Source organism: Mycoplana rhizolycopersici, from assembly GCF_013378445.1.
Taxonomy (GTDB): domain Bacteria; phylum Pseudomonadota; class Alphaproteobacteria; order Rhizobiales; family Rhizobiaceae; genus Mycoplana; species Mycoplana rhizolycopersici.
In genome coordinates this window covers 2,501-5,000 of sequence record NZ_JABXYK010000038.1, presented here as the reverse complement: position 1 = coordinate 5,000, position 2,500 = coordinate 2,501, and the positions used below count along the sequence as shown (strand labels likewise).

Sequence of the window (2,500 nt, the reverse complement as noted above, 5' to 3'; positions counted from 1 at the left end):
TGACGGACCGCGGTTAGACATCCATGACGATAAGGGTGGTATTTCAAGGATGGCTCCACAGAAACTGGCGTCCCTGCTTCAAAGCCTACCACCTATCCTACACATGCCGACACGAATGCCAGTGTAAAGCTATAGTAAAGGTGCACGGGGTCTTTCCGTCTGACCGCAGGAACCCCGCATCTTCACGGGGAATTCAATTTCACTGAGTCTATGCTGGAGACAGCGGGGAAGTCGTTACGCCATTCGTGCAGGTCGGAACTTACCCGACAAGGAATTTCGCTACCTTAGGACCGTTATAGTTACGGCCGCCGTTTACTGGGGCTTCGATTCAAAGCTTGCACCTCTCCTCTTAACCTTCCAGCACCGGGCAGGCGTCAGACCCTATACGTCGTCTTGCGACTTCGCAGAGCCCTGTGTTTTTGATAAACAGTCGCTACCCCCTGGTCTGTGCCACCCCTAAAGACTTGCGTCCATAGGGGTCACGCTTCTTCCGAAGTTACGCGTGCAATTTGCCGAGTTCCTTCAGCATAGTTCTCTCAAGCGCCTTGGTATACTCTACCTGACCACCTGTGTCGGTTTCGGGTACGGTCTATAATGATGGAGCTATTTCCTGGAACCCCTTCGCAGCCCATTCAATCCAATAAGAATGAACAACATACGGGATCCGTCACTACCACCAGGCCCACGAATATTAACGTGGTTCCCATCGACTACGCGTGTCCGCCTCGTCTTAGGGGCCGGCTAACCCTGCTCAGATTAACTTTAAGCAGGAACCCTTGGTCTTTCGGCGAGAGGGTCTCTCACCCTCTTTGTCGTTACTCATGTCAACATTCGCACTTCCGATACCTCCAGGAGCCCTCACGGGTCTCCCTTCACAGGCTTACGGAACGCTCCGCTACCACACGTCTTGCGACGTATCCTCAGCTTCGGTGCATGGCTTTAGCCCCGTTACATTTTCGGCGCAAAGACCCTTATTTAGACCAGTGAGCTGTTACGCTTTCTTTAAATGATGGCTGCTTCTAAGCCAACATCCTGGTTGTTTTGGGATCCTCACATCCTTTCCCACTTAGCCATGACTTGGGGACCTTAGCTGGAGGTCAGGGTTGTTGCCCTCTTCACGACGGACGTTAGCACCCGCCGTGTGTCTGCCGACTAGTACTCCCGGGTATTCGGAGTTTGGTTAGGATCAGTAAGACGGTGAGTCCCCATAGCCCATCCAGTGCTCTACCCCCCGGGGTATTCGGTCGACGCTCTACCTAAATAGATTTCGCGGAGAACCAGCTATTTCCGAGTTTGATTGGCCTTTCACCCCTAGCCACAAGTCATCCCAATCTATTGCAACAGATGCGGGTTCGGCCCTCCAGTTGGTGTTACCCAACCTTCAGCCTGCTCATGGCTAGATCACTCGGTTTCGGGTCTAATGCGACGAACTGAACGCCCTGTTCAGACTCGCTTTCGCTGCGCCTTCACCTATCGGCTTAAGCTTGCTCGCCACACTAAGTCGTTGACCCATTATACAAAAGGTACGCCGTCAGGCTTGCGCCCTCCGACTGTTTGTAGGCAACCGGTTTCAGGTTCTATTTCACTCCCCTTGTCGGGGTGCTTTTCACCTTTCCCTCACGGTACTTGTTCGCTATCGGTCATGCACGAGTACTTAGGCTTGGAGAGTGGTCTCCCCATGTTCAGACAGGATTTCACGTGTCCCGCCCTACTCAAGGACAATGAGTGTTCTACGTGTACGGGGCTATCACCCGCTACGGCCGGACTTTCCATTCCGTTCCACTTTATTCCTCATTGCCACTGGCCTGGTCCGCGTTCGCTCGCCACTACTTGCGGAGTCTCGGTTGATGTCCTTTCCTGCAGGTACTTAGATGTTTCAGTTCCCTGCGTTCGCTTCTTACCCCTATGTATTCGAAAGTAAGATACCTTATTTCAATACTTGGAAACCCAAGCCGTCCATCGCTGAACAGATTGGATTCTCCAAGTATTTAAGGTGGGTTTCCCCATTCGGAAATCCATGGATCAAAGCTTATTCGCAGCTCCCCACGGCTTATCGCAGCGTATCACGTCCTTCATCGCCTGTGCATGCCAAGGCATCCACCAATTGCCCTTACGACACTTGATCGTTCTCATTGCCAATGCTCATCACTAGCCTTCCCAAAGGAAAGGCGACCGGATTACCTTTTACAATCCAGCCAACTCATGATGCCATCGACGTGTTCGACAGCTAAGCTTTATTGGAACCACGCCGAGCGGTTCACTTGCTTGCTGCCATTAAGACCAGCTTCTCGAGATCTGTCCGGGAGCGCGCGGTCAGGCAACGCCCATCAACAGGCCGTCAGAGGTTCATCAAACACCAAAATCCCCGGAACCTTGCGGTCCGAAGCCTTCAGCGATCAATTCGCCAACAACGACATGCTCTGAGTAACAGTCTTCCTACCTACCTCCAGCCCCTCCACCACATCCGGTCGGCTAGACCATCCATGGTTTCGATGAGACT

1 rRNA gene (only partly in view) is annotated in these 2,500 nt (G+C 52.7%); it reads right to left on the bottom strand.

Going from position 1 to position 2,500, the window contains the following annotated elements:
- A 23S ribosomal RNA gene (locus HV823_RS26225) occupies positions 1-2,125 on the bottom strand (it extends 675 nt beyond the left edge of the window).
- Positions 2,126-2,500: the final 375 nt, after the last annotated feature.